Origin of the sequence: Streptomyces sp. NPDC051578 (assembly GCF_044454045.1) — a bacterium.
In the GTDB taxonomy this organism is placed as follows: domain Bacteria; phylum Actinomycetota; class Actinomycetes; order Streptomycetales; family Streptomycetaceae; genus Streptomyces.
Genome location: NZ_JBITDH010000005.1, coordinates 153,517 through 177,819, shown reverse-complemented (window position 1 = coordinate 177,819; position 24,303 = coordinate 153,517). Strand labels below are relative to the sequence as shown.

Genomic DNA, 24,303 nt, shown 5'->3' with positions numbered 1-24,303 from the left:
ACAATAGCGGCGTGAAGAAGTTCTCGGTGATCGGCATAGGCGCGGGCGACCCGGACCACCTGACCCTCCAGGCGGTCAAGGCGATCGGCGCAACGGACGCGTTCCTCATCCTGGAGAAGGGCGAGGAGAAGGCGGACCTGACGGGGCTGCGGCGGGCGATGCTCGAAGCGCACGCCCGCCCGGGCCACCGGCTGGTGGAGGGCCGCGACCCGGATCGCGACCGGACACCGGCCGAGTACGCCCCGACGGTGGACGGCTGGCGCAGCGCGCGGGCGGAGATCTTCGAGCGGTTCATCGCCGAGGACCTCGCGGACGGCGAGACGGGCGCGTTCCTGGTCTGGGGCGACCCCTCGCTGTACGACTCCACCCTCGCCATCCTGGACGAGGTGCTGGAACGCGGCCGGGTGGCCTTCGAGCACGAGGTGGTGCCGGGCATCAGCAGCATCTCCTCGCTGCTGGCCCGGCACCGCACTCACCTGAACCGGGTGGGGCGGCCGGTCCAGATCACCACCGGGCGGCGGCTGGCCGAGGGCTGGCCGCAGGACGTGGACGACGTGGTGGTGATGCTGGACGCGCGGCACGCCTTCACCGCCCACCTCGACCAGGACCTCTTCATCTACTGGGGCGCCTACGTCGGCACGCCGGACGAGATCCTGGTCTCGGGGAAGCTGGCGGAAGTCGCGGGCCGGATCGAGGAGCTGCGGACCGAGGCCCGGGCCCGCAAGGGCTGGATCATGGACACCTACCTGCTGCGGCGCGGCTGAGGCGTCAGCGCTCCAGTTGGGCGGGCAGCTCGGCGGCGAGGCGTTCGTACTCCTCCGGCCGGGTGTAGAGCTGCCCGCAGACCCGGATGCCGCCGCCGCCCTTCCAGGGCCAGACCAGCACCCTGATCCGCAGCTCCCGCGCGATCCGCTCGCGCAGTTCCCGGGCGTCGGCGGGGGTCTCGGCGATGCCGGGCGGCAGCCGCAGGGCGCGCATGCCGAGCCCGGCGGTGTGCGGGAGCGGGGTGAGCCCGGGGAGTTCGGCGAGCAGGGCCGCGCCGTAGGCGGCGATGGCGCTGTTGTGGGCCCGTACCTTGACGGCGTCGAGCCGCTCCAGCAGGTCCAGTCCCTCGGGGGCCGCGAGCCAGCCGGTGTAGTCGGCGGTGGCCCGGTTCTCGACGGAGCGGGGGAAGCCGTCGCCGTCCTCCCACGAGGGCACCAGTGCCCTGACGCGGCCGCGGTGGCGGGGGGCGACGGCCAGGAGGGCGCTGCCCGAGGGGGCGTAGCCCCACTTGTGCAGGTTCCCGAACCAGAAGTCGGCTCCGCCCGCGAGGGGGTCGGCGAGCATGCCGGGGGCGTGGGCACCGTCGACGACGGTGGTGACGCCCCGGGCGGCCAGGTCGGCGAGGAGCGCCGGGCTCGCGATGAGGCGGGCGGTGGGCGAGCTGATGTGGTCGAGCAGCGCCACCTTGGTGCGGGGGGTCAGACCGGCCAGGACGGCTTCCCGTACGGCGTCCTCGTCGGGGAGGTCCGGGTCCAGTGCGACGGTGGTGACGGGTGCCCGGCGGGCGGCGGCAGCGACCACCGTGCCGTAGCCGTGGTCGGTGACCAGGATCTCGTCCCCGTCGGCGAGTTCGACGGCGTTCAGCGCGAGGTTGGCGCCTTCGGTGGCGTTGGAGATGAACGCGATCCCGTCGGGTTCGGCGCCCAGGTGCGCGGCGACCCTGCCGCGGGCGGTGGCGATCCGGTCGGCCACGCCGACGAAGAAGGTGTCGGGGTCTGCGTGGACCTCCTCCAGCAGCGCCGCCTGGACCTCCTGGACGCCGATGGGGACGGCCCCGAACGACCCGTGGTTGAGGTGGGCGATCCCGGGGTCGAGGCGGAAGAGCTGCGGCCCGCCCGGGAACGCCGAGGGGCGGGTCGGTGTGGTGGTCCGCGTGCTCTTCGGGTCGGTGGTCGGCTGGGTCACGTTGCTCCTCCGGGACGGCGGCGGGCGGCGGGCGGTCCTGCGGAGCATGCGGGCGTCCCCGAGCGGACCGCCAGGGCCAATTGCGCCAGTGTGGTCGGGCGCCCCGGCCCTACTCCCGTCCGCTGGTCGCGCCGTAGTACTGGAGGTCCTGCACGTCCACCGTCCGGTCCACCGGGTACGGCAGTTCCACCTCCGCGCAGGTGCGGCCGCCCCGGACCGCGCGGGCGGAACTCGCGCCGGGTCTCAGGGGCAGCAGCTCGGAGTGCGGGCCCGCGGGCGCCTCGCGCGTGTCCTGGAAGGAGCCGACGGTCGTACGCAGGGTCGCGGGCTCCGTGAGGAAGCTGAGCACCTCCACCGTGTCGCGGGGCGCGGCGCTGCCCTTGCGCGGCGTCATCACCAGCGACTGCCCGCCGGTGGGGCCGGCGGCGGCGAACTGGGTGCGGGCCGTCAGGTAGAGGGTGTCCCGCACGATCCGGGGCGCGCTGCCGGTCTTGAACCGGGTCAGGTAGTAGGAGGTCAGGTCGAGGTAGGTGTAGCCGTTGTGCAGGGAGGGCGCGAACTGGGTGCCCTCCGAGTAGTCGTTCCAGGTGGTCAGCTGCACCCAGTCGGCGCCGTCGTCGATGGCGTGGGCCCACGTCGAGCGGAGGGTGGCGGTGTTGCCCGCCTCGTCGTAGACGCCCTGGTTGGGGCGGCTGTCCTGGACGGATACGGGCTGCATCCAGATCTTGCCCGCCTGGTGGGCCCGGCGCACCTCGGCCGGGGTCCCCTCCTGGCCGACGTAACTGCGGGTGCCCCATTCGGAGAAGCCGTGGCTGATCGGGGCGAACGCCGCCTGGTTCGCGTCGAAGTCGAGGAAGAGCGGCACGAGGGCGGTGCGGATGCCGTGCCTGGTCTTCAAGGAGTCCATGACCCGGGACCACCAGCCGGCGCTCTTGGCCTCCGCCTTGAAGGGCGACACCACGAGCCGTCCGTCACCGAGCCGGTGCGCGGCGGGGTAGGCGGCCAGCGTGGCGAGGGCGTCGGCGAGCACCGCCGGGTCGTCGGACGTCAGGGAGGTCATGTCGGGCATCAGCATGACCTTGAAGGCGGGGTCCACCGACCGGGCCGCGGCCATCAGCAGCTTGGCCCGGTCCCAGTTGCTCCCGGACAGGGACAGCAGGTCGAGGGTGAACCCGTCGATGCCGGCGTCGCGGGCGGTGCGCACCTCCTGGCGGAGGTTGGCGTACTCCCAGTCACCGGATTTGGGCGGCACGGGCAGCGGGCGGTCGCGCAGCAGACCGCCGTAGCGCTGGTGCTTGCCGTTCTCGCCCGCGGGGTCGAGGTAGTTGCGGGTGTAGTAGTCGGCGTCGGCGCTCGCGTTGTCGAGGGAGAGCGGGTACGGGGTGAAGTAGTGCGCGAACACCAGCTTCCTGCCCGCGGCGCCGGAGCGCAGAACCGCCGGTGCGGGCAGGTCGAAGGGCAGCGCTCCGGTCGGGCGGGGCGCCCCGGTGCCGGCCTCCTCGCGGGGCGGCGCCTTCTGCGGGGTCCCGGGGCTCGGGGCCTTGCCGTCGCTCGGCGTGGGAGTGGTGGTGGGGGCGCCGGAGCGGGGGTTCGCAACGGCGGGCGCCGAACGTTCCTGGTGGGCCTCGGCGGTGAAGGGGTCCCAGGCGATGCCGGTCGCGGCGCAGACGCCGACGAGCAGGAACGCCGAGATCAGGAGCACCAGGAGGGGCCTGCGCCCCCGGAAGCGGGGGCGGCGCCGGTGCGAGGGGGGACGCGCCGCCCGCTCTGCCCGCCGGTCCGCTCTCATCCGCCGCCCCTCCCGGAATATGCCCCGTGCGGGGCTGCACAGCAGTAGAGCGGATTCCCGGCGCCCGGACAACCGTTCGCGGACGGCCGGGCCGCGGCGCGTACGTCAGGGGGCCCAGGGCCCCTACGCCGAAGGCAGGCCCTCGCCCCACGGCACGGAACGGCGCGGCGGGCCCGCGGACGGCGCCGGGAAGGACCCCGGGAGCGAGCCCGGAAACGGGGCCGGGAACGGGTCCGCCCCGGCCGGGCGCTTGGCCGGCCGGGGCGGAACACGCGGGACGCGCAGGGCTTTTAGCCCAGGGTCGCGATCGCCTCGTTGAAGGTGACGGACGGGCGCATCACCGCGGCGGCCTTGGCCGGGTCGGGCTGGTAGTAGCCGCCGATCTCGGCCGGGGAGCCCTGGACGGCGATGAGCTCGCCGACGATCTTCTCCTCGGACTCGGCCAGCGTCTTGGCGAGCGGGTGGAACGCCGCGGCCAGCTTCGGGTCGTCGGTCTGGCGCGACAGCTCCTGCGCCCAGTACAGCGCGAGGTAGAAGTGGCTGCCGCGGTTGTCGATGCCGCCCAGCTTGCGGCTCGGCGACTTGTCCTCGTTGAGGAAGGTGCCGGTCGCGCGGTCCAGGGTGTCGGCCAGCACCTGGGCGCGGGAGTTGCCGGTGCTGGTCGCCAGGTGCTCGAAGGACACGGCCAGCGCGAGGAACTCGCCGAGCGAGTCCCAGCGCAGGTAGTTCTCCTTGACGAGCTGCTGGACGTGCTTGGGGGCGGAGCCGCCGGCGCCCGTCTCGAACAGGCCGCCGCCGTTCATCAGCGGGACGACCGACAGCATCTTGGCGCTGGTGCCCAGCTCCAGGATCGGGAAGAGGTCGGTCAGGTAGTCGCGCAGCACGTTGCCGGTCACCGAGATGGTGTCCTCGCCGCGGCGGATCCGCTCCAGGGAGTAGGCGGTGGCCTCGACCGGCGGGAGGATCTTGATGGTGAGGCCCTCGGTGTCGTGCTCGGCGAGGTACGCGTTCACCTTGGCGATCAGCTGCGCGTCGTGCGCGCGGCCCTCGTCCAGCCAGAAGACGGCCGGGACGCCGGTGGCGCGGGCGCGGGTGACGGCGAGCTTGACCCAGTCCTGGATCGGCGCGTCCTTGGTCTGGCAGGCGCGGAAGATGTCACCGGCGGCGACCTCCTGCTCCAGGACCACGTTGCCCGCGGCGTCGACGACGCGGACGGTGCCGGCGTCGGCGATCTCGAAGGTCTTGTCGTGGCTGCCGTACTCCTCGGCCTTCTGCGCCATGAGGCCGACGTTCGGCACCGAGCCCATGGTGGAGGGGTCGAAGGCGCCGTGCGCGCGGCAGTCGTCGATGACGGCCTGGTAGACGCCGGCGTAGCTGCTGTCCGGCAGGACGGCGAGGGTGTCGGCCTCCTTGCCGTCCGGGCCCCACATGTGGCCGGAGGTGCGGATCATGGCCGGCATGGAGGCGTCGACGATGACGTCGGACGGGACGTGCAGGTTGGTGATGCCCTTGTCCGAGTCGACCATGGCGAGGGCCGGGCCGTGGGCGAGCTCGGCCTCGAAGGAGGCCTTGATCTCGTCGCCGAGGTGCGGGACGCCGTCGAGGCCCTTGAGGATCGCGCCGAGGCCGTCGTTCGGGGACAGGCCGGCGGCGACGAGGACGTCGCCGTAGCGGGCGAAGGTCTTCGGGAAGAAGGCGCGGACCACGTGGCCGAAGACGATTGGGTCGGAGACCTTCATCATCGTGGCCTTGAGGTGCACGGAGAACAGCACGTTCTCGGCCTTGGCACGCTCGATCTGGTCGTTCAGGAAGGTGCGCAGCGCGTCGACGTGCATGACGGACGCGTCCACGACCTCACCGGCCAGCACCGGTACGGACTCGCGCAGCACGGTGGTGGTGCCGTCGGCGGCGACGTGCTCGATGCGGAGCGTGCCGGCCTCGGAGATCACGGCGGACTTCTCGGTGGAGCGGAAGTCGTTCTCGCCCATGGTGGCGACGTTCGTCTTCGAGTCGGCGCTCCAGGCACCCATGCGGTGCGGGTGGGCCTTGGCGTAGTTCTTGACCGAGGCGGGGGCGCGGCGGTCCGAGTTGCCCTCGCGCAGGACCGGGTTGACGGCGCTGCCCTTGACCTTGTCGTAGCGGGCGCGGATCTCGCGCTCCTCGTCGGTCTTCGGGTCGTCCGGGTAGTCCGGGAGCGCGTAGCCCTGGGCCTGGAGCTCGGCGACCGCGGCCTTGAGCTGCGGGATCGAGGCCGAGATGTTCGGCAGCTTGATGATGTTCGCCTCGGGCGTCTTCGCCAGCTCGCCGAGCTCGGCGAGGGCGTCGGCGATCCGCTGTCCCTCTTCCAGGTGCTCGGGGAAGCTGGCGATGATCCGACCGGCCAGGGAGATGTCACGGGTCTCGACATTCACACCGGCCGTCGACGCGTACGCCTGGACCACAGGCAGGAAGGAATACGTCGCGAGGGCCGGGGCCTCGTCAGTGTGCGTGTAGATGATGGTCGAGTCAGTCACCGGATGCTCCGCTCCACAGTCTGCGTCTCTCGTCTGCAACATTGCTCGACATCAAGATATCTCGTGATCGGGCCGGTCTGGACAGCCCCCCGGCCGCGAGATCGCGAGAGACATGTCACCAGGGACGCGAAAGCGCCGCCTCCGGTCGGTTCGCGACCGGAGGCGGCGCCGGAAGGGCGGGGTGCGGGTCAGGCGGCGATGACCTGCTTGGGGTCCGGCCCGTACTGGTTCGCGCCGCGGTGGCCTTCGGTGGCCATGAGGACGATCAGCCAGATCCCGCCGATGAAGGGGATCAGGCTGATGAGGTACCACCAGCCGGACTTGCCGGTGTCGTGCAGCCGGCGGACGGAGACGCCCAGGCTGGGCAGGAAGACGGCGAGGGTGTAGATCCAGGTGAGAACGGGGTAGCTGTCGAGCGCGAAGTCGATGACCATCAGCACGACGACGACCGGGATGTTCCACAGGACGAACATCCAGTACTCCTGCCGGCGGGCCCGGCCGTCGAAGTCCGCGTAGCGCTTGAGTACGTCCGTGTAGTAGTGCACGGGTCCCCCCAGGGAGCGGATTCGGCCACTCCTCCCGCAGGAGCGGCCACAGGCCGGATTTATGCCCTCCTTACGGCGCCCTCAAGCCGCCCGCGAGCCGGAAGATACCGCGGTTCCCTTACGGTGACGGGGAGTTGACGCTTCCGTGACACGGTCCGTGCTCCGCCGGGCAGCGCGGAAGGGGTGACGGAACCCTTACGGCGGCGCGCGGCGGACGCCGCCGGCGCGGCGGACTCCGTAGCGTCCGGTGCATGCGCGTACTCGTCACCGGAGGAGCCGGGTTCATCGGCTCGCACATCGTCACGGCCCTGCGTCGGCGCGGGCACCACCCCCTCGTCCTGGACTCCCTGCTGCCCGCCGCCCACCCCGCCCCGGAGCCGCCGCCGGGACCGGATTTCGTACGGGCCGACGTACGCGACCGCGACGCCGTGCTGGCGGCGCTGCGCGGGGTGGACGCGGTCTGCCACCAGGCCGCGATGGTCGGACTCGGCAAGGACTTCGCCGACGCACCCGCCTACGTGGGGGCCAACGACCTGGGCACGGCGGTCCTGCTCGCGGCGATGGCCGAAAGGGGTGTCCGCCGGCTCGTCCTCGCGGGCTCGATGGTCGTCTATGGGGAGGGCCGCTACGAATGCACCCGCCACGGGGTCGTCCGTCCCGGCCCGCGCCGGGTGGCGGACCTCACCGAGGGCCGCTTCGAGCCGCGGTGCCCCTCGTGCGGCGCGGACCTCGCCCCGGGCCTGGTGTCCGAGGACGCGCCGGCCGACCCGCGGAACGTCTACGCGACCACGAAGCTGGCCCAGGAGCACCTGGCCGCCGCCTGGGCGCGCTGCGTGGACGGCGGGGCGGTGTCGCTGCGCTACCACAACGTGTACGGGCCGGGGATGCCGCGTGACACCCCCTACGCGGGTGTGGCCTCGTTCTTCCGCTCCGCGCTGGCCAGGGGCGAGGCACCGCGGGTCTTCGAGGACGGGGCGCAGCGGCGCGACTTCGTCCACGTCGGGGACGTCGCGGCGGCCAACGTGTGCGCCCTGGAGGCGCTGGAGACCCCGGGCGTCCTCCCGCCGGGCGCCTGCACCCCGTACAACACGGGCAGCGGCGAACCGCACACGGTCGGGGAGATGGCCTCGGCCCTGGCGGCCGCGCACGGCGGCCCGGACCCGGTCGTGACGGGCGAGTTCCGGCTGGGCGACGTCCGGCACATCACGGCCGACTCCCGCCGGCTCCGCGCGGACCTCGGCTGGAGCCCGGAGGTCTCCTTCGCGAAGGGCATGGCGGAGTTCGCCCACGCGGCGCAGCGCGCCGTCGCCGTTTGAGGGCTGTCGCCGTTTGAAGGCCGTCCGGGCCGGTCCGGTCACGCCGTGAGCGGCAGGGTCACCTCGAAGCGGCAGCCGCCCGGGACGTTGCGGACCGTCGCGCGCCCGGCGTGGGCCTCGACGATGCCGCGGACGATGGCGAGCCCGAGGCCCGCCCCGGCCGGGGGCGTACGGGCGGTCGTGCCGCGCCAGCCGGTGTCGAAGACCCGGGGCAGGTCCTCGGCCGGGATGCCGCCGCAGCCGTCCGTGACGGACAGGATGACCGCCCCGGCCTGCCGCCGGGCGGCGATGGCGACGGTCCCGTCGGCCGGGGTGTGCCGGATCGCGTTGATCAGCAGGTTGGCCAGGACCCGGGTCATCTCCTTGCCGTCCACCTCCACCGGCACCCGCTCGACGGTGTCCCCAACCAGCCGGACCCCGTGCTCGCGCGCGAGCGGGTCCACTCCTGACAGCGCGTCCCCGACCAGGTCGTACACCGACATCCGGCTCGGGGTCAGGCAGAGCGCGCCCGCATGGATCCGGGAGAGCTCGAAGAGGTCGCCGACCATGGAGTTCAGCCGCTCGACCTCGGTGCGGATCTGCCGGTGGTAGCGGGCCGGATCGGCGGCCATGCCGTCCTCCAGCGCCTCCGACATGGCCCGCAGCCCCGCCAGCGGGGTCCGCAGGTCGTGCGAGATCCAGGCCACCAGCTCGCGCCGCGAGGTCTCCAGGGCGCGTTCCCGCTGCCGGGAGGCGGCCAGCTTCGTGCTGGTCACCGCCAGCTCGCGGGACAGCGCGTCCAGTTCGGCGGTGGTCTGGCCGGGCGGGGCCGCGAAGCTGCCGCCGTCGCCGAAGTCGCGTGCCGCGCGGGACAGTTCCCTGCTGCGGGCGACCACCCACCGCCCGAGCAGGAGCGCGGTCCCCAGCGAGACCACCGCCGCCATCGCCGCGACCAGGGTCACCACGCCGAGGTCGTGCGGGGACAGGAACATCGCCTGGGCGACGGCGAGGGTGCCGGCCAGCATCGCGGTGACGGTGACGGCGGCGACGACCGTGAGCGAGACGGCGACCGACCGGTGCCGCACCAGGCGCAGGACGCCCGCGCCGAGCACCCCGGCGCAGGCGGCACCGCCGAGGGCGAACAGCGCGATGAGCAGGGTGTCGGTCATCCCGTCTCCCCCGTCCCGGCGGGCCGCGCGTCGGCGGGGGGCGCGGGATTCCCGGGGTCGGTGGCGCCCGAAGGGGTCTTAGGGTCGGCGCCGCGCGCGGGGTTCCCGGGGTCCGGCGGTTCCGTGGCGCCGGTGGGGTCGAAGCGGTAGCCGACGCCCCACACCGTCTGGATCAGCCGCGGCCGGCCCGGGTCGGTCTCGACCTTCGCGCGCAGCCTCCGTACGTGCACGGTCACCGTCGACAGGTCCCCGAAGTCCCAGCCCCACACCTCCCGCATCAGCTCCTCCCTGCCGTGCGCCCGCCCGGGGTGCCGCAGGAAGTGCGCGAGCAGGTCGAACTCCCGCAAGGTCAGGGCGAGTTCCCGCCCGCCCTTGGTGGCGCGGTGGGTCGCGGGGTCGAGCGCGATCCCGGCACCCGTCAGGGTCCGCGGTACGCCGGCGGGCCCGGCGGCCCGGCTGCGCCGCAGGACGGACGTCACGCGCAGCACCAGCTCGCGCGGGCTGAACGGCTTGGTGACGTAGTCGTCCGCGCCCACCTCCAGGCCCGCGATCCGGTCGTCCTCGTCGCCCCGGGCCGTCAGCATGATCACCGGTACGGGACCGGTCTCGCGCAGCCTCCGGCACACCTCCAGCCCGTCCAGCCCCGGCAGCATCAGATCCAGGACCACCAGATCGGGGCGGACCCGCCCGGCCCGGTCCAGGGCGGACGGTCCGTCACCGGCCTCCTCGACGGTGAACCCGGCCCGCCTGAGGTACTGGGCGACGACCTCGGAGACGGTCGGGTCGTCGTCCACGACCAGGACCCGGGCGGGGGGCGCATCCATGCTCATGCCGTCCACCCTCCCATCCGCCGTCCCCGTCCGGGGCCGCGCCCCGGGCCGACCGGGGAGACGTCCGCGTTCCGTAAGGAGTGGCAGGCCCGATCCGGGCCTTCGGCTTCCTACGGTGGACCCGTGACCATGACCGCGACCGTAGACGTCGTACTCCCCTGCCTGAACGAGGCCGAGGCCCTGCCCTGGGTGCTGGACCGCATCCCCGCCGGCTGGCGGGCCCTGGTCGTGGACAACGGCTCCACCGACGGCTCCGCCGGGATCGCCCGCGCGCTCGGCGCGAGCGTGGTGCGCGAGGAGCGGCGCGGGTTCGGCGCCGCCTGCCACGCCGGGCTGCTCGCCGCCGAGGCGGAAGTCGTCTGCTTCTGCGACTGCGACGCCTCCCTGGACCCGGGGCTGCTGACCGGGTTCGTGGCGGCGGTGGCGGCCGGCGAGGCCGATCTGGTGCTGGGCCGGCGCCGTCCGCAGGGCCGGGGTGCCTGGCCCGCGCACGCCCGGGCCGGGAACCTGGCACTCGCCCGGATGCTGCGCCGCCGGACCGGGCTGGAGCTGCGCGACCTGGGTCCGATGCGGGCCGCGCGGCGGACCGCCCTGCTGGGGCTGGACCTGACCGACCGGCGCTCGGGGTACCCGTTGCAGATGGTGGTGCGGGCGGCGGACGCGGGATGGCGGGTCCGGGAGGTGGACGTGCCGTACCTGCCACGGTCCGGGAAGTCGAAGGTGACCGGAACCTGGCGGGGCACGTGGCAGGCGGTGCGGGACATGAGCCGGGTACTGGCGGAGCCCGCCGCCGGACGCCCGGTGGCCGGAGGTGCCCGGTGAGCACGCTACTGGTGATCGCCAAGGAACCGCTGCCGGGCCGGGTCAAGACCCGGCTGACGCCGCCGTTCACCGCCACCGAGGCGGCCGGACTGGCGGAGGCCGCGCTGGCCGACACCCTGGACGCGGTGGCCCGGACCCCTGCCGAGCGGCGGGTGCTGGTACTGGAGGGGCGGCCCGGTCCGTGGCTGCCGCCCGGGTTCGAGGTGGTGCCGCAGGCGGCCGGGGGCCTGGACGAGCGGCTCGCTGCCGCCTTCGGGAGGTGCGGGGGTCCGACGCTGCTGATCGGGATGGACACCCCGCAGGTCACTCCGCAGCTGCTGACGGTCGACTGGTCGCAGTACGACGCGTGGTTCGGACCGGCCGTGGACGGGGGGTTCTGGGCCCTCGGTCTGGCAGCGCCGGATCCGGCGCTGCTGCGGGGCGTGCCGATGTCCGTTCCGGTGACGGGCGCCGTCCAGTACGAGCGGCTGCGCGCGGCCGGGCTGCGGATCGGGCGGCTGCCGGTGCTGCGGGACGTGGACACCGCCGAGGACGCCCGGCTGGTGGCGCTCGACGCCCCGGCGGGTGCGTTCGCGGCCCGCCTGGCGCGGCTCGCCCCGGCGGTCCGCCGATGAGCGGGCGGGGGGTGGTCGCGGCCGCGGCCTGGTCGGCGGACCCGTACGCCGTCGCGCTGCGCAGCGGCCGCGGGCCGCTGTTCCTGCGGCGCGGGGACGGCTGGCTGTTGCCGCTGGACGTGGAGCGCTGGTGCGAGGAGCCCGACGGGGCGGACCGGACGGTGCTGGACCGCTGCCGGGGCGCGGTCCTGGACATCGGCTGCGGTCCGGGCCGGCTGGTGTCGGCGCTGGCCGCGCGGGGGCACCGCGCGCTGGGGATCGACGTCAGCCCGGAGGCGGTGGCCCGCACGGCCCGCTCCGGCGGCACGGCACTGCACCGGTCGGTCTTCGACCCCCTTCCCGGGGAGGGGCGTTGGGACACGGCGCTGCTGATCGACGGGAACATCGGCATCGGCGGCGACCCGGTGGCGCTGCTGCGGCGGATGGCCGAGGTGCTGGCCGAGGCGGGCAGGCTCGTCGTCGAGTGCGCGGAGGTGGAGGTGGACGAGCGCTGCGAGGTCCGCGTCGCGGACGGCCGGGGCGGCCTCGGCTCCCCGTTCCCCTGGGCCCGCGTCGGCCCGGCAGCGCTGGCCTCCCACGCGAAGGCCTCCGGCTGGACCCCGGCCCACCGCTGGTCGGCCGGGGACCGGGTCTTCCTGGACCTCACCCGCCCCTCCCCACCCCGCCGCCCCTCCGGGCGCTAGGTGTGTTGCCCTGTCAGGCGGGGAGTCGGTGGGTGTAGCGGATGCCCGGGCGGCCGTCGATGAGGGGGTCGCCGGTGGGGGTGAAGGCGTTGCGGGTGAGGACGGTCATGGAGGCGGGGTGGTCGAGGGTGGTGACGGCGCTGAGTTCGCGCAGGCCGTACGGGTCCGCGGCGAGGCGGAGGATCGCGGCGACCGCCGCCGTCGCCAGGCCGCGGCCGGCCGCGCTCTCGCCGATCCGGTAGCCGAGCTCGGCGCTGCCCTCCTGGACGTCCACGAGGTTGATCCGCCCGGCGAGTTGTCCCTCGGCGTCGAACACGAGGTGGAAGTGGCAGACGCCCGCCTCCTGTTCGGCGAGCAGCGCACGGTGGCGGCCCGGGAAGTCGGCGAAGTACGCGTCCCCCCGGTCCGGCACCGTGCGCGCGAAGTACGCCCGGTTCTTCCGCTCGAAGGCCAGCAGGGCGTCCTCGTGATCGGCCCTGAGCCGCTCCAGCCTCACCATGGCGCCAGCATATGCACTCACGTTCCCGTCGGCGACGGCCGCGCGAACGCACCGCCGCGACCGCCGGGACGAGCCCGGTCGCCGCCGCCACCGCCCCCAGGGCGCGGGCCGTCGGACACCTTACGGAACGCGGACGTCGGGCAGGTCATCGGCCGGGCGCGGGCTCGCGCTGGGAGGCTGGCGCAATGAACGAGCCCCGTCGCCGCCCCCATGACCGTCCCCGCCGCGGTCCCTGGACCGCCGTCACCGCACTGCTGCTCGCCGCCCTGGCCGCCGTCCTCGTGCCGGCCGTCCGCGATGCGGGCTACTTCACCGACCCGGCGGGGCTCATCCGGTGGTACGCCGCCGCCTGGGCGCTGTTCGGCGCCGCCCTGTGGTCGCTGCGCCGCGTCCCGCGGCGGCGCGTCGTCCCGCTGGTGCTGGCGGGTGCGCTGGCCGTGGCGGCGGTGGGGCTGGCCGGGCCTCCGCTGACCAGTACCGATTCCTTCCGGTACGCCTGGGACGGACGGGTCCAGGCCGCCGGGATCTCCCCGTACGACCACGCCCCCGCGGATCCGGCCCTGCGGGGGCTGCGCGACGGCTGGCTGTTCCCGCGCGGCCGGGCGGCCTGCGCCGGTCCGGACCGGGCGGCCGTCGAGCCGGGGGTGTGCACCCGCATCAACCGGCCGGCCGCGCACACCATCTACCCGCCCGTCGCGCAGGGGTACTTCGCCCTCGTGCACGTCCTGTCGCCGGCGGGGGTGCGCCACAAGGCGCTCCAGGCCGGGGGCGCGCTGACGGCGCTCGGCGTCACGGGGGCCCTGCTGCTGGTCCGGCGGCGCGCGGGCGCGGATCCCCGTGTTGCGGCGTACTGGGCGTGGTGCCCGGCGGTCGCGGTGGAGGCGGTGAACGACGCGCACGTCGACGGCCTGGCGGTGCTGCTGTCGCTGGCCGCTCTGGGGGTGGTGGTGCGCCGCCGGGCGGCGGGCGGGGTGCTGTTCGGGCTGGCGGTCGCCGCGAAGCTGCTGCCCGCCGTGCTGCTGCCGGGAGCGCTGGCGGGCGTACGGCGGTGGCGGGAGGCGGCGGCGCTGCTGCTCCCGGCGGCTGCGGTGGTGGGGCTGGCGTACCTGCCGTACGTCCTCGTGTCCCGCTCCTCCGTCTTCGGGTACCTCGGCGGCTACGCCGAGGAGGAGGGGTACCGGGATCCGGGCGCGGGCGGCCGGTACGCGCTGCTGCGGATGGTGCTCCCGGCGTCCTGGGCGGTGCCGGCCGTGGCGGTGGGGATGGCGGCGGCGGTGGCGTACGTCTGGTGGCGCGGGGATCCGCTGCGGCCGTGGAGCGGGGCGCTGACGGTGACCGGTACCGCGTTCCTGCTGATGACCCCGGGGTACTCCTGGTACGCGCTGCTGCTGGTCGCGCTGGTGGCGCTGGACGGTCGCGCCGAGTGGCTGGGGGTCGCGGCGGCGGGCGCCGTGGCGTACGTCGCCCCGCGCCTGCTGGGCGGTGCGACGGTGCAGGTGGTGTACGGGCTGGCGGCCGCGGCGGTGCTGGCGGGGTGGGCGGCCCGGGCCGGGAGGGGCGTACGGTCCGGGCCGCCGCGCATGGCTCAGCCGATGTGGAAGGAGTCCCCGTAGACCTTCCAGTCGAGCGGGGTGTCGAGGTTGAGGTTGCCCTTCTTGAGGAAGACCCGCTGGGCGGTGTCGACGCGGCTGGTGTCGCTGTGCGCCTCCTCCTGCTTCATCGCCCAGACCCGGGCGTCGAGGAAGGCGTTCAGCCAGGTGGTCTCGTTGCCGCCCTGGGCGGGGGGCTTGGCCTTGGACAGGGCGCGCTTGCGGATGTTGCGGAAGCTGGTGGGGTCGGTTCCGTCACCGTGCATGACGATGGCGTCGTAGTACATGAACTGGCCGAGCGTGCCGACCCCGTCGGACTTGCCCTGCTTGACGGCGGGATCGAAGTAGACCCGGTCGCGCTCGTGGTCCTGGGCCTTCTTGAACTCGCTGTCCTGGGCGGCCTTCGCCCAGTCCTTGGTGAAGTTGGGGTCCAGGCCCTGGTGCGAGTCGCTGCCGTCGACCTTGCGCAGGGCCGGGAGGTACTTGGCGAGTACGTTGCCGGGCTTGACCTGCGTGTAGTACTCGACGAGGTCGAGCATGTCGCCGGTGCCGGAGCAGAAGCCGATGATGCCGGCCGTGTAGCCGCGCCCGTCGCCTATGTCCTCTATGTACTTGTACTGGGCCTTCCAGTCCAGTGAGGAGTTCTCCGCGCTGGAGACGATCTGCATGGCGATGTCCTTCTTCGCCGGGTCGTCGAGTCCGGTCGCCTTGACGGCCGTCGGCGCGGTCGCCGGCGCGGCGGGGGCCACAGTGGCGTGAGCGGCGACGGGGACGGCGATCAGGGCGGCGCCCAGGAGGGCTCCGACGGCGATAGTCCTGCTCTTGCGGTGGGCGGCGAACACAAGGCCTCCATACGGGGGTTGAGGCGTTCCGATTCCGTTAGGAAACTTTCCTACCAGACAACGGGTGCGGCGGAAACCCCCGTTGTCATTTCCGGAGCAATCCAATCCGCAGGCGCCCTCGGCTCCGAATGCTTGGCGACGCCCCGGGTACCGCGCCCACTCCGGAAGGACGACCCGCCATGACGTGTACGCGAAACGGCCGCCCCGGCCACCGAAGGAGGTCCGCGTGCGGCAGCAACCGGTGACCTCCGGCGCGTCCCGGGAACGCTCCGGACCCGACCTCCCCGCCCTGATGGCGCTGATCGCCGGCGGCGACCAGGACGCCTTCGCGCAGTTGTACGAGGTGATCGCGGGCCCCGTCCACGGGATCGTCGTCAGGGTCCTGCGCGACCGCGCGCAGTCCGAGGAGGTCACCCAGGAGGTGCTGATCGAGGTCTGGCGCCAGGCTCCGCGCTACCGCCCCGACAAGGGCAGCGTGATGACCTGGGTGATGACCATCGCCCACCGCCGGGCGGTGGACCGGGTCCGCTCGGCGCAGGCCGCGACGGTACGCGAGCAGGACAACGCCGCGCGGGAGCACACGCGCGCCTACGACGAGGTGAGTGAGCGGGTGGAGATCCGACTGGAGAGCGAACAGGTACGCCGCTGCGTGCGCGGGCTCACCGAACTCCAGCGGCAGGCCGTCCATCTGGCCTACTACGGCGGACTCACCTACCGCGAGGTCGCCGAGTCCCTGCGCACCCCGCTCCCCACCGTCAAGACACGACTGCGCGACGGACTCATCCGGCTGCGCGACTGCATGGGGGTCACCGCATGAGCGGCGGCGCCGACCCGTTGCACGCGCTGTCCGGCGCCTACGCCCTGGACGCGCTGGACCCCGCGGAACACGAGGCGTTCGCGCGCCACCTGGCCTCCTGTCCGCTGTGCGTCCAGGAGGTACGGGAGTTCAGCGCCACGGCGGCCCGGCTCGGCGCGGCGGTCGCCCTGGCGCCGCCGCCCGCGATGCGCGCCGCGGTGCTGGCCCGCATCGACACGGTGCGCCAGCAGCCCCCGGTCCGGCGGGGCATCGTGGCCCTGCGCAGACGGGCCCTCCCGCTGGCCCTCGCGGCGTGCCTGGCCCTGGCGACGGCGCTGGGCGCCGCGACGCTGTGGCAGCGGGAGCAGGCCCGGGAGGCGGACCGCGCGGTGCGAGACCTGCGGGAGCTGACCGGGGTGCTCACGGCCCCCGACGCCCGTACGGTGACCGGCCGGTCGGTGTCCGGCGCGAGGGCGGCCGTGGTGGTCAGCGCGGCGCAGGACCGGGCGGCGTTCCTGGGCTCGGGGCTGCCGGCCGCCCCGGACGGCAAGACGTACCAGCTGTGGTTCGCCGACGACGGGGGGATGCGCCCGGCCGGTCTCGTCGCGGGCGGGGGCGCCACCCTCATGAGCGGCCCGGTGGGCCGTGCCACGGCGGTCGGCCTCACCCTGGAGCCGGCGGGCGGTTCGGCGCAGCCGACGACACGGCCGCTGGTGCTGCTGGCCCTGGCCGCCGGCCCGGGCCGTTGACCGGCGCCCGCGCCCTTGCCCGCCGTGGCGGCCGGTAGCGCTCAGAGCCAGCCGTTGCGCCGGAAGCCGCGGTGGATGACGTAGCAGGCCAGCGCCATGACGACGAGGACGGCCGGATAGCCGTACGTCCAGTGCAGCTCGGGCATGTGGTCGAAGTTCATGCCGTAGACGCCGCAGACCATGGTGGGGACGGCGACGATCGCCGCCCAGGCCGTGATCTTGCGCATGTCCTCGTTCTGGGCGACGGTCACCTGCGCGAGGTGGGCCTGGAGGATCGAGTCGAGGAGGGAGTCGTAGGAGTTGATCTGCTCGGTGGCGCGGGTCAGGTGGTCGGCCACGTCGCGGAAGTAGGCGCGGACCTCGGCCGGGATGACCGGTATCGGCTGCGTGGCGAGGAGCTGGAGCGGCCGGCTCAGCGGTGCCACGGCCCGGCGCAGTTCGAGCAGTTCGCGCTTGAGCTGGTAGATCCGGCCCGCGTCGCCGCGGGCGCCGTTCTCGCTGAACACGGCCGTTTCGACGGCGTCCATGTCGCTCTGCACGGCGTCCGTGACGGCCACGTAGTCGTCCACCACGTGGTCGGCCATCGCGTGCAGGACGGCCGCCGGTCCCTTGGCGAGCTGCTCCGGTGCGGCTTCGAGGGCCTCGCGGACGGGCCCGAGGGTGCCCTGGCCGCCGTGCCGGATGGTGATGACGAAGTCCTGTCCGGTGAAGGCCATCAGCTCGCCGGTCTCGACGACCTCGCTGGTCGCGGTCAGCTCCTCGTGCTCGACGTAGCGGACCGTTTTGAACACCGCGAAGAGGGTGTCGTCGTAGCGCTCCACCTTGGGGCGCTGGTGCGCGTTGACGGCGTCCTCGACCGCGAGGGGATGCAGCCCGAACAGCTCCGCCAGGCCCGCGAGTTCCTGCTCGGACGGCTCGTGCAGGCCGATCCAGACGAAGGCGTCGCCGGTCTTGCGGACCCGGCGCAGCGCCTCCTCCGCGTCGGCGCAGCCGTCCTGGCGGACGCCGTCGCGGTAGACCACGCAGTTGACGACCGCGCTGCCGAGCGGGGAACGGGCCGGGTGGCTGAGGTCGACGGCCCGGCGGTAACCACGGCGGACGGCCCGGCGCAGGCTGCTGAACATGGACAACGGGGTACTTCCCTTCGGCGGATCAGCGGCCAGTCTGCCACCGCCGCCGCCCGCGCCCCTCGGCGCACACCGCAGGGGGCCGTACCCGCGCAGCCGCGCACCCCCGCACCCGCGACTCCCGCCCGTCGGGGCCGGCCGCCTCAGGCTCGGCCGCCTCAAACCCGGCCGCCTCGAGCCCGGCCGCCTCAGGGCCGCCCGTCGGGGCCCGGTCGGCTCAGGCCCTGTCGACGAAGACGCTGGTCGACTTGACGCGGGCGACGGCCCGCGCCCCGACCTCCAGGCCGAGTTCCTCCACCGCCTCCCGCGTCAGCAGGGACACCACGCGGTGCGGCCCGGCCTGGATCTCGACCTGCGCGTCCACGGTGCCGAGCTTCACGGCGGTGACGATCCCGGGGAAGGCGTTGCGCGCCGACGTGTACGGGGCCTCGTCCTCCTCCGCCCCCTCCTTCGCCAGCTCCACGCAGAAGGCCGCCAGATCGGGCCCGTCGACCATCCGCCGCAGCCCGTCGCGGCGGGTCGGGAACCGTTCGGCGTCGGCCCAGCGGCGCGCCGTGTCGACGCTCACACCGAGCAGCCGGGCCGCCTGGCCGATCGTGTAGGAGTCCATGGGCACACCCTAAAGGCTCATCCCGCAGGCAGGAGCACCTCCTCCGCGGCGCGGGCGATCACCGCGGCGAGGGCCGCCAAGGCGGGCGAGTCCAGCTTCCACTGCTGCCAGTACAGCGGCACGTCCAGCGGCCGCCGCGGGGTCAGCAGGACCAGTTCCCCGGACGCCAGCAGGGGCTCGGCCTGCGACTGCGGCACCATCCCCCAGCCGAGCCCCGCCGCCACCGCGTCACGGAAGCCCTCCGAGGTCGGCACGTGGTGCCGCACCGCGCCGGCCGGGGCCTCATCCGCGCCGGCCCCGGCGAGCGACCGGACGAACCTGTCCTGCAGCTCGTCCCGGCGGTCGAACACGATCGTCGGCGCCCCGCGCAGCCGGTCGGCCAGGGACCGCGGCCCGCCCAGGTACCGGGCCACGAAGGCGGGGGCGGCCACCGGCAGGTACCGCGCGAGGCCCAGCGCCCGTACCGTGCAGCCGGCCACCGGGTCGGGCGAGGAGGTCACCGCGGCCATCACCTGCCCTTCCCGGAGCAGCGCCGTCGTGTGCGCCTCGTCCTCGCGGTGCAGCTCGAAGCAGACCGGCGGGTCCTGCGGGACCCGCGTCAGGGCCGGCAGGAACCAGGTGGCCAGCGAGTCGGCGTTGACCGCCACCGGCAGCCGCACCGGGCCCCGTCCGTCAGCCATGTCCATGCCCAGCTCGGCCCGGGCGTCGCGCTCCAGCCGGGCCAGCTGCCGGGCGAAGCGGACCACCACCTGCCCGGACTCGGTGGCCCGTACCGGCTTGGTCCGCATCAGCAGTACGCGGCCCGTGCGCTGCTCCAGCGCCTTGACCCGTTGGCTCACGGCGGAGGGCGTCACATGCAGGGCGGCCGCCGCCGCGTCGAAGGTGCCCTCGTCCACGACCGCGAGCAGCGTGCGCACCTGTTCAAGGGGAAGCTCATCCATCACAAGCGCTAATGCTACGTAAAAATCTTTAGCTGTACTGCACCGCCTTCGCCGCCTACGGTCGGACTCATGACACACGGCATCACCACAGCGGCCCTGGCGGGCTTCGGCACCGGCCTCTCCCTCATCGTCGCCATCGGCGCGCAGAACGCGTTCGTCCTGCGCCAGGGGGCGCGCCGGCACGCCGTCCTCCCGGTCGTGGCCATCTGCGCCGTGTCCGACCTGGTCCTCATCGTCCTGGGCGTCGCGGGCGTCGGCGCCTTCGTCACCGCCTGGCCGGCCGCATTGACGGTCGTCGGGCTCGCCGGTGGAGGGTTCCTGATCTGCTACGGGTTCCTCGCGGCCCGCCGGGTGCTGCGGCCCGTTCCCGGCGCCGCCCTCAACGCCGACGGCGCCGCGGCCGGTTCCGCCCGCCGCGCCGTGCTGACCTGCCTGGCCATGACCTGGCTCAACCCGCACGTCTACCTGGACACGGTCCTGCTCCTGGGGTCCCTCGCCGCCGACCGGGGCGACCTGCGGTGGGCCTTCGGCGTCGGCGCCGCCGTGGCCAGCCTGACGTGGTTCACCACCCTGGGCTACGGCGCCCGCCTGCTGAGCGGGTTCCTGGCCCGTCCGTCGGCCTGGCGGGTCCTGGACGGGCTCGTAGCGGCCACGATGGTGAGCATGGGCGGCATGCTGCTGGCCCGCGCCTGACCGCTCCGCGGCGGCGGGGCGACCACAATGGTCCCCCGCCCCCTTCCTCCGAGGAGACCGAGTGCCGGACCACCCTCCCTCCGGCGAGGCGCGCGCGTACGGCGACGCCGCCCGGCCCGCTCCGGCCGCTGCGGCCGCCCCGCTCGTCGTGGCGACCGGGATCGTCATGGACACCCGCGGGCGGGTCCTCGTACTGACCACCGCGCACGGACCCGCGCTGCCCGGCGGCGCGGTGACCGGCGCGGAGACTCCCGAGGAAGGTCTGGCCCGGCTGCTGCGCGAGGAACTCGGCCTGGCCGTGCCGGCGGGCCGGCTGCTCGCCGTCGACTCCTGCCGGTCCGGCGCGCCGGGGCCGTCGCTCGTCGTACACGTCCACCTCGTCGGACCGCTCGCCGGCGGGCCGGCCGCCCCTGACCCCCCGGTGGGCGGCGAGATCGCCGGGGCGCACTGGCTGACGCCCGACGAGGCCTACGGACGCCTCCCCGCCGCCGCGGTCCACCGGCTGCGCGCCGGTCTGGCGGCCCTCCACGCCGGTTCCTTCGCGCACTTGGCGCAAGGCGTTCCCCAGCCCGGCTCGCCCGCCGGACTCGACCCCGCCCGCCGGGTCGAACTGGAGCACGCGGGGGCCTTCGACGCCGCCGGCCACCGCGCGACGCGCCCCAAGGCCGTCACCGCGGCGAGCGTGCTGTTCACCGACCGGGCCGGCCGGGTCCTGCTGGTACGCCCCGCCTACGGCAAGCCGGGCCGCTGGATCCTCCCGGGCGGCGGCGTCGACAGCGACCTCGGGGAGACCCCGCGGGCGGCCGCCGCCCGCGAGGTGCGTGAGGAGACCGGCCTGGACCGCTCCCCCGGGCGCCTGCTCGCCGTCAACTGGGCACACGGGCAGGGGCGTCCGGCCCGGATCCGGTTCCTCTACGACGGCGGTGTGCTCGGGCCGGTCGAACTCGACGCGATCCGCCTGCCGCCGAGCGAGCTGCTGGGCTGGCGCACGGCGGCCCGGGGCGAGTTGCGGGGCCTCGTCAAGCCGTTGCTGCGCCGGCAGATCGAGGCCTGCCTGACGGCGCTGGCGCAGGGCACCGGCCCCCTGGAATTGCATGCCGGGCGTCCGTACGGAGGAACATGAGCACCGCCGCACACGTGTGAGGAACCATGAGGAACCCTTGACCGAAGGTTGACCCCTTCCCTGGTGAGCCCGGTCGGGGCGGCAACTACGTTCCCCTCCATGTCTCTACGACCCCCGCCCCTTCCCGTACTGCCGTACCGCAAGCCGACGCGCGGCCGCGACTACTGGGTACTCGACGACGTGCTGCCGGACCCGGACGCCGTCCGCCGGCGCTGCCTGGCCAGGGACGACTGGACGGAGGGCTACCCCCACAAGCCGGAGAGCTGGCCGGGACTGCGCACCATGCCCGCGCTGGAACCGGCCGAACTGGCCCACGTCGAACGCCTGGTGCGCAAGGCGACCGGCGCCCCGAGGATATGGGCGGAAAATCCCGCCGGGGGCGGCACGTTCAACCACAACTGCGTCCAGGTCGTCGGCGCGGGCGAGTGCGAGCCGCGCCCCCACACGGACTCGCGCACCCTGTGCCGCTACGCGGCCGTGCTCTACCTCAACCCCCTGGTCCCCAAGGACTACGGGACGAGTTTCTACCGCCAGCAGCTGGCGGGCGGCAGCCTCGGCGGCAACCAGGTGGCGGCGCCGCACAACAACCTCGTGGACGCCCTCGGCACCCGCTTCGTCTCCCCCGACTCCTTCGTCGAGGACGTGCGCGTGCCCCACAAGGCGAACCGCCTCCTGCTCTACTCCGCCAACCTGATCCACACGGCCACTGGGTACTGCGGCACCACCTTGGAGGAGAAGCGCATGACGGCGGTCTTCTTCTGGATGGCCTGAGGCTCTGGACGGCCTGATTCCGTACGGCCTGCCGGTCCCTACCGCCTGACGCCCCGCCCCGACGCGGATCCCCTGACCCAGCGCCGCGCGCCGCGGCGGTATCGTCGGGCGCGGAGGTCGGAGCGTGAACGCGAGCCGCAGTGGGCGGGCGGTGGGTGCCTGGGCGCACCTGCTGCTCGTCGTCGTGCTCGCCCTCGGGGTCTTCGTGATGCACACGGTCGGTCACCCCGACAGCCCGTCCGCGCATCCCCCCGCCCACACGGCGCCCGCGCACACGGCGGCCGCGATGGCTGCGGCCGGTCCGGACAGCGGCGTCCGGGCGGCGCCGCACGCTCCCGGCATGCAGATGGACATGACCTCCCTCTGCGTGGCCGTGCTGGGCGCCGCGGTCCTCCTCTCGCTGCTGGGCGCCGCCCTGCGCCGGGGTACGGGGCGGGTGGCGCGGCCGGGCACGGGCGCGATGCTCCGTCCGGTCCCCCGCCCGCCGCCACGGGCGCCCGACCTCGTCCTCCTGTCGATCCTGCGCATATAGGCCGAACGCCGCCGCGGGCCGGTCCGCCCTGCCCGCGGGACTCCGTTCGTCCACCATCAGGCAGATCAGACACCACGAGGTTCCACCATGACCGGCACCACCCTCCGCCGTATCTCCCTCACCGCCACCGCGACCGCCGCCGGACTGCTCCTCGCCGCCTGCGGGGGCGGCGGCGCCGCGACGAGCGGCACGGAACACGGCGCCCCGACCGCCTCCCGGACGGTGGCGGCGTTCGGCCCGGCCGACGTCACGTTCGCGCAGCAGATGATCCCCCACCACCAGCAGGCCGTGGAGATGGCCGCGCTGGCAGCCGGACGGGCCCAGGACCCCGAGGTCAAGACTCTCGCCGCCGCCGTCCGCGCGGCGCAGGACCCCGAGATCCGGACCATGAAGTCCTGGCTCGCCGCGTGGGGGAAGCCGGAATCGGGCAGCGCCATGCCGGGGATGAACCACGGCTCGGGCGCGCACGACGGATCCGGCATGTCCGGGATGATGTCCGACCAGGACATGAAGGACCTCGACGCCGCCAAGGGCGCGGACTTCGACAAGAGGTTCGCCCGCCTGATGATCGCCCACCACAACGGGGCGATCGAGATGGCCCGCGCCGAGCAGAAGGACGGCCGCAACCCCGCCGCGAAGGAGCTGGCCGACGGCGTGGTCACGGCGCAGTCGGCGGAGGTCGAGCAGCTGACCCGGATCCTCGCCCGCCTCTGACCCTCCCTCCCCGTCCGGCCGCCCCCACCCGGGACGGCCGGACGGGGCCGCCCTGTCCGTGCGGCGCGGGTCAGGCGCTACTGTGACGAAATGCCCCAGCCCCAGGGGGCGGGCCCGGTCGCGGCGGACCAGGCCAGGAGGGCTTGGCGGTCGAAGCAGAGGATGCCGCACTGTTCGGCGTACTCGGCGGCCGGGGTCGTGAAGTCGCTCGTGGTCACGACCGCCGCCACATCCGCCTCGTGGACGGCGTAGCAGGTACCGCCGAAGCGCTGCATGTCCTGGGACCCGACCTTGTTGGTGGCGCAGTAGCGCTTGCACTGGATGACGACGCGCCGCCCGTCGGGCGTGGTGGCGACGACGTCGGCGCCCAGGTCGCCCGCGCCCCCCACGACCTGCACGTCCCGGCAGCCGTCGCGTTCGCACAACTCGGCGACCGCCGCCTCGAACGCGTCGGCGTCGAGCGCGTCGTAGTCGTAGTCGTAGTCGTAACAATAGCCGTGCCCGTCGTCGGCCCGTTCGGGGGCCGTCGCGGGTGCGATCGGCTCCGGTTCCGCCACGGCGATCTCCGCCGCCGCGCACTCCAGCGCCAGCGCCCGCGCGGCACGCCGCGCCGTCCGCCGCAGGCGCAGCCGGCGCCCGGCGCGGGCGAAGCTCCACACCGCCGGGGCGCAGGCCGCCACCACGAGGGCGGCCGCGACCGGGTGTGCGGCGGCGGCCCCGGCCAGGATCCGTACCGCGAAGCCGGCCCCGCACAGCAGCAGGGCGACGGCGGCGAACCACAACGCGGTCGCGCGCAGACTGAACCGGCGTCTGCGTCCGCCCGCCACGCGCGTGGGCCCTGGTATCCGCTCGGTCGAGATGGTCATCGGCGCGTCGCCCCCCTGTCGGCTCAAGATCGTTGCTGCCGTCTGCCCGGGCGAGCGGCGTTGAAGCGGCCGGTGGACCACTGGGCGGCCCCACCCGTCCCGTCCGGACGCGGCCGGACGCGGCCGGACGAAGAAATTTCGCGGGGCGGCCGTTTACGCCTCCGGATCGGGGCCATACGCCTTGATGTCGGTGGGCCGGCGCTTCGAGCGGTGTGGCGGTCCATCGGGATCGGCGCCCGCA

Annotated in this window: 25 protein-coding genes; 13 read left to right on the top strand and 12 right to left on the bottom strand. The window is 74.2% G+C overall.

What is annotated here, in order from left to right:
* Positions 1 to 11: 11 nt before the first annotated feature.
* A complete protein-coding gene (gene cobF, locus ACIA6C_RS22485; protein WP_361132470.1) occupies positions 12 to 764 on the top strand; it encodes a precorrin-6A synthase (deacetylating) in 753 nt (250 codons plus the stop codon).
* A 4-nt stretch (positions 765 to 768) separates the two neighbouring features.
* Here cobF and ACIA6C_RS22480 read toward each other — a convergent pair whose 3' ends face one another.
* The 4 genes from ACIA6C_RS22480 to ACIA6C_RS22465 form a co-directional block, all read right to left on the bottom strand.
* Positions 769 to 1,950, bottom strand: coding sequence for an aminotransferase class V-fold PLP-dependent enzyme (locus ACIA6C_RS22480; RefSeq protein ID WP_399278283.1), 1,182 nt, complete (start codon positions 1,948 to 1,950; stop codon positions 769 to 771).
* 109 nt (positions 1,951 to 2,059) lie between these two features.
* Positions 2,060 to 3,652 (bottom strand): endo-1,3-alpha-glucanase family glycosylhydrolase, encoded by a 1,593-nt coding sequence (locus ACIA6C_RS22475; RefSeq protein ID WP_399278281.1) that lies wholly within the window; start codon positions 3,650 to 3,652, stop codon positions 2,060 to 2,062.
* A gap of 377 nt (positions 3,653 to 4,029) precedes the next feature.
* Entirely contained in the window at positions 4,030 to 6,252 is a 2,223-nt protein-coding gene (locus ACIA6C_RS22470; RefSeq protein ID WP_399278279.1) for an NADP-dependent isocitrate dehydrogenase, read from the bottom strand.
* A gap of 188 nt (positions 6,253 to 6,440) precedes the next feature.
* Positions 6,441 to 6,797, bottom strand: coding sequence for a DUF805 domain-containing protein (locus ACIA6C_RS22465; protein ID WP_366080485.1), 357 nt, complete (start codon positions 6,795 to 6,797; stop codon positions 6,441 to 6,443).
* A 251-nt stretch (positions 6,798 to 7,048) separates the two neighbouring features.
* Between ACIA6C_RS22465 and ACIA6C_RS22460 the strand changes: the two genes are divergently transcribed.
* Positions 7,049 to 8,113, top strand: coding sequence for an NAD-dependent epimerase/dehydratase family protein (locus ACIA6C_RS22460; protein ID WP_366080486.1), 1,065 nt, complete (start codon positions 7,049 to 7,051; stop codon positions 8,111 to 8,113).
* A gap of 38 nt (positions 8,114 to 8,151) precedes the next feature.
* Here the strand turns inward: ACIA6C_RS22460 and ACIA6C_RS22455 are convergent, their stop codons facing one another.
* Both ACIA6C_RS22455 and ACIA6C_RS22450 read right to left on the bottom strand, forming a co-directional pair.
* Positions 8,152 to 9,261 carry a sensor histidine kinase gene (locus tag ACIA6C_RS22455; protein ID WP_399278277.1) on the bottom strand — a complete coding sequence of 370 codons (1,110 nt, stop codon included), beginning with the start codon at positions 9,259 to 9,261 and terminating at the stop codon, positions 8,152 to 8,154.
* A complete protein-coding gene (locus tag ACIA6C_RS22450; RefSeq protein WP_399278275.1) occupies positions 9,258 to 10,091 on the bottom strand; it encodes a response regulator transcription factor in 834 nt (277 codons plus the stop codon). Before ACIA6C_RS22450 ends, ACIA6C_RS22455 begins: the two co-directional genes overlap by 4 nt.
* 129 nt (positions 10,092 to 10,220) lie before the next feature.
* Here ACIA6C_RS22450 and ACIA6C_RS22445 point away from each other — a divergent pair, with 129 nt between their 5' ends.
* From ACIA6C_RS22445 to ACIA6C_RS22435, 3 genes are read left to right on the top strand one after another with little or no spacing between them, the layout of a single operon-like run.
* A complete protein-coding gene (locus tag ACIA6C_RS22445) occupies positions 10,221 to 10,913 on the top strand; it encodes a glycosyltransferase family 2 protein (RefSeq protein WP_399278700.1) in 693 nt (230 codons plus the stop codon).
* Positions 10,910 to 11,527 (top strand): DUF2064 domain-containing protein, encoded by a 618-nt coding sequence (locus tag ACIA6C_RS22440; RefSeq protein WP_399278273.1) that lies wholly within the window; start codon positions 10,910 to 10,912, stop codon positions 11,525 to 11,527. The genes ACIA6C_RS22445 and ACIA6C_RS22440 overlap by 4 nt, the downstream gene beginning before the upstream one ends.
* The gene (locus ACIA6C_RS22435; protein WP_399278271.1) at positions 11,524 to 12,210 is read left to right on the top strand and encodes a class I SAM-dependent methyltransferase; all 687 of its coding nucleotides are present in this window, start codon (positions 11,524 to 11,526) and stop codon (positions 12,208 to 12,210) included. Before ACIA6C_RS22440 ends, ACIA6C_RS22435 begins: the two co-directional genes overlap by 4 nt.
* Positions 12,211 to 12,223: 13 nt before the next feature.
* On the opposite strand, the gene ACIA6C_RS22430 is transcribed toward ACIA6C_RS22435, so the two are convergent.
* Positions 12,224 to 12,709, bottom strand: coding sequence for a GNAT family N-acetyltransferase (locus tag ACIA6C_RS22430; protein ID WP_399278268.1), 486 nt, complete (start codon positions 12,707 to 12,709; stop codon positions 12,224 to 12,226).
* Positions 12,710 to 12,894: 185 nt separating this feature from the next.
* Between ACIA6C_RS22430 and ACIA6C_RS22425 the strand changes: the two genes are divergently transcribed.
* Entirely contained in the window at positions 12,895 to 14,322 is a 1,428-nt protein-coding gene (locus tag ACIA6C_RS22425; protein ID WP_399278266.1) for a glycosyltransferase 87 family protein, read from the top strand.
* Here the strand turns inward: ACIA6C_RS22425 and ACIA6C_RS22420 are convergent.
* Entirely contained in the window at positions 14,295 to 15,140 is an 846-nt protein-coding gene (locus ACIA6C_RS22420; RefSeq protein WP_399278264.1) for a chitosanase, read from the bottom strand. The two genes, ACIA6C_RS22425 and ACIA6C_RS22420, sit on opposite strands and share 28 nt — an antisense overlap.
* A gap of 292 nt (positions 15,141 to 15,432) precedes the next feature.
* On the opposite strand from ACIA6C_RS22420, the gene sigK reads away from it, so the two are divergent.
* Together sigK and ACIA6C_RS22410 are read left to right on the top strand one after the other, a co-directional pair.
* Complete coding sequence (gene sigK / locus ACIA6C_RS22415; protein ID WP_399278698.1) at positions 15,433 to 15,957, top strand: ECF RNA polymerase sigma factor SigK; 525 nt, start codon at positions 15,433 to 15,435, stop codon at positions 15,955 to 15,957.
* The gene (locus ACIA6C_RS22410) at positions 15,954 to 16,685 is read left to right on the top strand and encodes an anti-sigma factor domain-containing protein (RefSeq protein ID WP_399278262.1); all 732 of its coding nucleotides are present in this window, start codon (positions 15,954 to 15,956) and stop codon (positions 16,683 to 16,685) included. The genes sigK and ACIA6C_RS22410 overlap by 4 nt, the downstream gene beginning before the upstream one ends.
* A 41-nt stretch (positions 16,686 to 16,726) precedes the next feature.
* Here ACIA6C_RS22410 and corA read toward each other — a convergent pair whose 3' ends face one another.
* From corA to ACIA6C_RS22395, 3 genes are all read right to left on the bottom strand, one after another.
* Positions 16,727 to 17,809 (bottom strand): magnesium/cobalt transporter CorA, encoded by a 1,083-nt coding sequence (gene corA, locus ACIA6C_RS22405; RefSeq protein ID WP_399278260.1) that lies wholly within the window; start codon positions 17,807 to 17,809, stop codon positions 16,727 to 16,729.
* Positions 17,810 to 18,029: 220 nt separating this feature from the next.
* Positions 18,030 to 18,422, bottom strand: coding sequence for a TOBE domain-containing protein (locus ACIA6C_RS22400; RefSeq protein ID WP_361132520.1), 393 nt, complete (start codon positions 18,420 to 18,422; stop codon positions 18,030 to 18,032).
* 17 nt (positions 18,423 to 18,439) lie between these two features.
* Positions 18,440 to 19,363, bottom strand: coding sequence for a LysR family transcriptional regulator ArgP (locus ACIA6C_RS22395; RefSeq protein WP_399278258.1), 924 nt, complete (start codon positions 19,361 to 19,363; stop codon positions 18,440 to 18,442).
* Between the two features lie 69 nt (positions 19,364 to 19,432).
* On the opposite strand from ACIA6C_RS22395, the gene ACIA6C_RS22390 reads away from it, so the two are divergent.
* From ACIA6C_RS22390 to ACIA6C_RS22370, 5 genes are all read left to right on the top strand, one after another.
* Complete coding sequence (locus ACIA6C_RS22390) at positions 19,433 to 20,056, top strand: LysE/ArgO family amino acid transporter (protein ID WP_399278256.1); 624 nt, start codon at positions 19,433 to 19,435, stop codon at positions 20,054 to 20,056.
* 61 nt (positions 20,057 to 20,117) lie between these two features.
* The gene (locus ACIA6C_RS22385) at positions 20,118 to 21,179 is read left to right on the top strand and encodes an NUDIX hydrolase (RefSeq protein WP_399278254.1); all 1,062 of its coding nucleotides are present in this window, start codon (positions 20,118 to 20,120) and stop codon (positions 21,177 to 21,179) included.
* A gap of 99 nt (positions 21,180 to 21,278) precedes the next feature.
* Positions 21,279 to 21,950: a DUF6445 family protein gene (locus tag ACIA6C_RS22380; RefSeq protein ID WP_361132528.1), complete on the top strand. Its 672-nt coding sequence runs from the start codon at positions 21,279 to 21,281 to the stop codon at positions 21,948 to 21,950.
* Between the two features lie 124 nt (positions 21,951 to 22,074).
* On the top strand, positions 22,075 to 22,482 hold the full coding sequence (locus ACIA6C_RS22375; protein WP_399278251.1) for a DUF6153 family protein: 408 nt from the start codon (positions 22,075 to 22,077) through the stop codon (positions 22,480 to 22,482).
* Positions 22,483 to 22,569: 87 nt separating this feature from the next.
* The gene (locus tag ACIA6C_RS22370) at positions 22,570 to 23,196 is read left to right on the top strand and encodes a DUF305 domain-containing protein (protein WP_399278249.1); all 627 of its coding nucleotides are present in this window, start codon (positions 22,570 to 22,572) and stop codon (positions 23,194 to 23,196) included.
* A 77-nt stretch (positions 23,197 to 23,273) separates the two neighbouring features.
* On the opposite strand, the gene ACIA6C_RS22365 is transcribed toward ACIA6C_RS22370, so the two are convergent.
* Positions 23,274 to 24,062, bottom strand: coding sequence for a restriction endonuclease (locus tag ACIA6C_RS22365; protein ID WP_399278247.1), 789 nt, complete (start codon positions 24,060 to 24,062; stop codon positions 23,274 to 23,276).
* Positions 24,063 to 24,303 lie beyond the last annotated feature (241 nt).